General features: G+C 45.3%; 3 protein-coding genes and 1 pseudogene. 1 reads left to right on the top strand and 3 read right to left on the bottom strand.

Features of this window, described 5'->3' with window-relative positions:
- A pseudogene (locus DFO72_RS28875) lies at window positions 1–387 on the top strand (aconitate hydratase); the annotation flags it as partial.
- Between the two features lie 218 nt (window positions 388–605).
- Here DFO72_RS28875 and acnA read toward each other — a convergent pair.
- The 3 genes from acnA to DFO72_RS28860 all read right to left on the bottom strand — a co-directional run bounded on the left by acnA (window position 606) and on the right by DFO72_RS28860 (window position 5,299).
- Window positions 606–3,302 carry an aconitate hydratase AcnA gene (acnA, locus tag DFO72_RS28870; protein WP_134177342.1) on the bottom strand — a complete coding sequence of 899 codons (2,697 nt, stop codon included), beginning with the start codon at window positions 3,300–3,302 and terminating at the stop codon, window positions 606–608.
- Between the two features lie 121 nt (window positions 3,303–3,423).
- Window positions 3,424–4,293, bottom strand: a complete 870-nt coding sequence (locus DFO72_RS28865; protein WP_113885921.1) for a LysR family transcriptional regulator — start codon at window positions 4,291–4,293, stop codon at window positions 3,424–3,426.
- 97 nt (window positions 4,294–4,390) lie between these two features.
- On the bottom strand, window positions 4,391–5,299 hold the full coding sequence (locus DFO72_RS28860; protein WP_113885922.1) for a LysR family transcriptional regulator: 909 nt from the start codon (window positions 5,297–5,299) through the stop codon (window positions 4,391–4,393).
- Window positions 5,300–5,470: the final 171 nt, after the last annotated feature.

The following is a 5,470-nucleotide window of genomic DNA, read 5'->3' as shown; positions in this document are numbered from 1 at the left end:
GCTGGAAAAGAATATGGTTCTGGTAGTTCAAGAGATTGGGCGGCTAAAGGAACTAGGTTACTTGGGGTTAAAGCGGTACTAGCAGAAAACTTTGAGAGAATTCATAGAAGTAATTTAGTTGGAATGGGCGTTCTACCGTTAGAATTTTCACCTGGGGAAAGTTGGAGATCACACGGAATTACCGGCTTTGAAACGTTTGACATTTTAAATATTGATGATCATATACAGCCAAGGCAGATGGTAACCATTTTGGCTACGCGCCAGGATCAATCGACCTTTACTTTTCAAGCAGTTGCACGCTTAGATAGCCCGGTAGAAATAGAATATTATCGCCATGGTGGTATACTTCAAATGATGCTTCGGAAATTTATTGCAGATATCAATTAAAGGATCAATAAAAAGATGATTTGGGACCTAGAGATTCCTAAATCATTTTTACTTTATTAATTAAAATTAAATTTAAGAATAGGAGGCTAAAAAGACGACATTCCACTCTATATTAGAATGGTGGTCGTCTTTTTTATTAGTCCATTATATAAGAATATATACTTAGATTTTCAGTGGCATCGTGTCAGCAAAGAGACTTTTTCCTTTTCTATCTATGATCAGGCACGAACTAACCTTCTTACCACTGTCTGCATAATACCACCATTGTGATAATACTCAATCTCCACGACATTATCCAAGCGTACGATGACGTCAAACGTAAAGGCGCTGCCGTCTTGGCGGGTGGCTTTCATTTGGATAGTCTGTCCCGGTTTAAGCTCATTTTGCAAGCCGATGGTTTCCAAGCTTTCATGACCCGTGATTCCGAGGGTAGCGGCGCTTGTTCCTAGTGCAAATTGGAGCGGTAAAATGCCCATTCCCACGAGGTTGCTGCGGTGAATCCGTTCGAAACTTTCCGCGATGATGAATTTTACGCCGAGCAGATAAGGCCCTTTGGCAGCCCAGTCACGCGAGCTTCCAGTGCCATACTCCTTACCTGCGATGATAGCCAATGGGATGCCATCATCTTGATAGTGAACCGAGGCATCGTAGATGGACATGACTTCCTCGCGCGGTAGATAGGTAGTGACTCCGCCCTCGTAGCCGGGTGCCAGAAGATTGCGTATGCGCGAATTGGCAAACGTCCCACGCTTCATAACGAGATGGTTTCCTCGGCGGGAAGGATACGAATTAAAGTCTTCCACACCAACCCCCAATGCCTTCAAGTAGAGACCAGCCGGGCTTGTTGCAAGTATGCTGCCTGAAGGGGAGGCATGGTCAGTGGTGACGGAATCCCCTAGATAAGCGAGAACACGAGCGGCTCTGATCTCCTCAATGTCGGATAACTCTACAGACAAATTATTAAGAAAAGGAGGTTGCTGGATATATGTAGATTCTGCGTCCCACTCATAAAGCTGTCCCTGTGGTGGCTCGATAGCATTCCACTTTTTATTGTCGAAGAGGACGTTCTGATAGTTTTTACGGAACAGCTCGGGACGGACTGCCTGGTTCATCCAGTACTGTATTTCCGCTGCTGTTGGCCATAACTCTTTCAAGAAAACGGGCTGTCCATTGTGATCGTAACCAATCGGCTCAGTAGCGAAATCAATGGTAACCGTACCCGCTAAAGCATAGGCTACGACAAGCGGCGGTGAGGCTAAATAATTTGCTTTTACTTGCGGGTGTATTCGTCCTTCAAAGTTACGGTTGCCGGACAAAACGGATGCCGTGACAAGATCATGGTCCACGATCTCCTGTCTGACCTCTTCGGGAAGCGGACCAGAATTACCGATACAGGTGGCGCATCCATATCCTGCGACATGAAATCCGAGGGCTTCTAGGCTTTTGGACAGGCCCGATTCGGTTAAATACTCCGAAACGACCCGGGATCCAGGGGTAAGCGAGGTTTTTACATAGGCAGGCTTCTTCAACCCTTTTTCTACAGCCTTTTTGGCGAGGAGACCGGCACCAATCAAAACGCTTGGATTGGAAGTATTAGTGCAGCTCGTAATGGCGGCGAGAACGACAGCACCATGGTGAAGCAGAGAGCCTTTAGACGATCTGGTTAGATCGGATTCGGATAATCCGTACCCGCCTTTGGAGACGGAAGCCTGAACTGCTTCCTGAAAGGCCTGTTTCATAGTAGAGAGCGGAATTTGGTCCTGTGGTCGCTTGGGACCTGCCAAACAAGGAGCTACTGTAGACAGATTAAGTTCGATTACTTCTGAATACACAGGCTCTTCACTGCTTTCCGATACAAACATACCCTGTGCTCTGTAGTAGGCTTCAACCAAGGACACGTGTTCTTCGGTATGCCCGATCAATCGCAAGTAGCTCAAGGTCTCTTGATCGACTGGAAAATAACCCATGGTCGCCCCATATTCCGGTGCCATATTCGCAATAGTTGCTCGATCGGCAAGACTCATGGTGCTGACGCCGGGCCCGATAAACTCAACAAATTTACCTACGACGCCTTTTTTCCGGAGAATATGAGTGACAGTTAAGGCAAGATCCGTAGCAGTCGCCCCTTCTGGTAAAAAGCCTGTGAGTCGAAAACCGACTACTTCTGGAGGGACGAAGTAAAGGGACTGTCCGAGTATAGCTGCTTCTGCTTCTATCCCGCCAACACCCCAGGCGACGATGCCAAGACCGTTAATCATCGTGGTATGAGAATCCGTGCCGACAAGAGAATCAGGGTAGAGTACAGTAAAACCGTCTTCCTCTTTGGAAGAGACTACCGACGAGAGGTATTCCATATTGATCTGGTGCATAATCCCTGTGGAGGGAGGAATGATCCGTATATTTTGAAAAGCATTCTGTGCCCAGCGAAAGAAGCGGAATCGCTCGAAATTCCGTTCAAATTCTTTCCTTTGATTCAAGGCTAATGCATTTGAAGTACCATAATGATCTACCATGACGGAATGATCAATGACGAGATCAACGGGGATCTGCGGATTTACGGATGATAGGTTGCCACCGAGAGCTTGCATTGTTTCTCGCATGGAAGCGAGGTCTACTAATGCAGGAAGTCCCGTCGTGTCATGCAGCAGTACGCGGGTCGGCTTGAAAGGCACCTCTTCGTTTGGATTTCGTTCCATTGTACTATTGGCAAGTTTGCGAATATGTTCTGAAGTGACAGTCACTCCGTTAAACTCACGGACAGCTGCCTCCAAAAGGATTTTCATACAGTAGGGAAGGGAAGAGACATTGCCGATTCCCGCTTCCTCCAATGCCTGGATTCGATAGTATCTATACTCTTTCCCGTGGACGGGAAGGGCTGTCGGTAATGACCATAAAGCCTGTTCTACCGTTTTCATACATGTTCACCTCTCATGAGATATGTAGTAAAGCACCTGAAGTATAGCATGAGGAAGAAAATGTGAAAAATAAGAAAATCGCATGAACAGGCATAAGAATTTTTCATGCCTCTTCCTTTTCTTAGGAACCCTCGAAATCGATTCCCTCCATAAACTGTATGAAGGCTTTGACGACGTTTTTCTCCAAAGACTCCTCGTGATAGAACATCCATGTATTGCGCAGGACAGGTTCATTTTCCGGAGAACGGAGCTCCATTTTATAGAGGTCAACTATATCACTGACAAACATGGAAGGTAAAATGGCGTATCCCAAGCCATTCAGCACCATCTCTTTGCAGGTATCGCCCCGGTCTACCTTCATAGAAATCAAGGGAGGCTTCGTGTAGTTCTCTGCCCACCAGTTGTCGACCAAGGATTTAAACATCTGGTCTGTCTCATAATCAATTCTCGGCAGCTCGGGCAATTGAGTGAGGTTGGTCTCAGTTCTTGACACGAGTAGAACCTTTTCTGCAAACAGTCGTCTCTTTTGATCATGCCAGCTGTAATCTCCACGGACAAAGCCAATGTGTACATCGTGGTTGTAGACCTTTTGCAAAACATCCTTGCTCAGGCCTGTTTCCACCTGGAAATTAACGAGGGGATATTGTTCGCTGAAAAGCTTTAATAGGCCCGGGAGTTTATACTTTGCAAAGAAATTCGAGACTCCCAGTCGCAAAGTCCCCGCCACACTCTGCTGGAGATTGGACAACTCCTCCTTGATTTCTCGAATCGAGGTAAGGATTTGCCCAGCCCGTATTGCGAGTAATTCGCCCTCCGGAGTGAAACGAACCCCTTTGATACCCCTATTTACGATCTTTACGCCAAATTCGGCTTCAATTTGCATCAGCCGCTTCGTAAGGGCAGGCTGGGTCAAAAATAAAAGCTGTGCGGTCTTTGTAATGTTTTTTTGCCTATAGAGGAGATGTAATATCTGCCAATTGCGATCGTCCATGAAAAAGACTCCTCTCGAGTAAACGAATATTTGTTGTATTCTATAAGTCCTATTTTGCTTGAGCAGGGCTTTCACTAAATTCTCTGATCGAAAGTATTTATGAGGTTGAGTGAAAGCTTTGGGAGCGAACGAAGGAAACGAACTTTTTGACGATGTTCAGCTGCTCAGAGGCTTCCTTGTAATGAAGCCAGGTGCTTCGTTTGATGGCTTCTCCATTTTTGCGAAGAAGATTGATCTTGTGCAGGTCATCCCCTTTGTTGATAAAGGGCTCGGGAATAAAAGCGTAGCCGAGATCATTTATCACCATTTCCTTGCAAATGTCATAGCTGTCTACGATAACAGTCGTCTGTGGTGGCACACTGTATCTTTCCGACCACCAGCTGCGCAAGCTGTCTCTGATAGATGTCTGGGGTTTGTGTTTTCCAAGTGTGGGCTGGTTGATGTTGTATCTATACTCGATTCTCTGCTGATTGGGCAATTCCTCTAGGTCGATCTCATGCTTGGAGATCAGACAAAGATTCTCTTCCATAATCGGAAATTTTTGCTCGGACCATTTGTATTCCCCTCGAATGAAAACAAGATCTACGCTTTCCGTTTCCAAAAGATCCATGATTTTCGGAGTAGGACCTGTATAGACGTTGTAAATGACTTTGGGGTACTGGGTGACAAAACTTTTCATCAGGGAGGGGAGAAAATACTTGGCAAAGGTACTAGCTGCACCAATTCGCAGGGTTCCTTGTACATCTGAAGACATGTTGGCGAGAGAGTCTTTCGCTACCCGGTATTCTGCAAGCATTTTATTGGCAAAGGAAACGAGATACTCTCCCTGTGATGTAAATTTAATACGCTTTCCATTTTTGATCAAAATCTGTGTATCTAGCTCTTTTTCCAGCTGCTGTATCCGATAAGTGAGAGCCGGCTGCGTCATATAGAGCCGCTCTGCTGCTTTCGTCAAATGCATCTCTTCGGCAATGTATCGAAGGATGGTAAAATCTTTTTCTTCCACGAAGGCACCTCGCTTCTATAGGGGAGAATTGTCTATGTAGATTTTATGTCTTCCTGAAAAAATAGTCAATTCTATGAATTCTGTCAATATTAAAATTAATAAAATTTTTTTTGGAAGAATGATAGAATTTATTGATTTTACTTATCTAAAACGCAGTCATATAATTTTAAA

This window comes from Cytobacillus oceanisediminis (assembly GCF_004366035.1).
In the GTDB taxonomy this organism is placed as follows: Bacteria; Bacillota; Bacilli; order Bacillales; family Cytobacillaceae; genus Cytobacillus; species Cytobacillus oceanisediminis_C.
The sequence above is the reverse complement of the archived record's forward strand: the minus strand, read 5'-3'. Positions and strand labels throughout refer to the sequence as shown.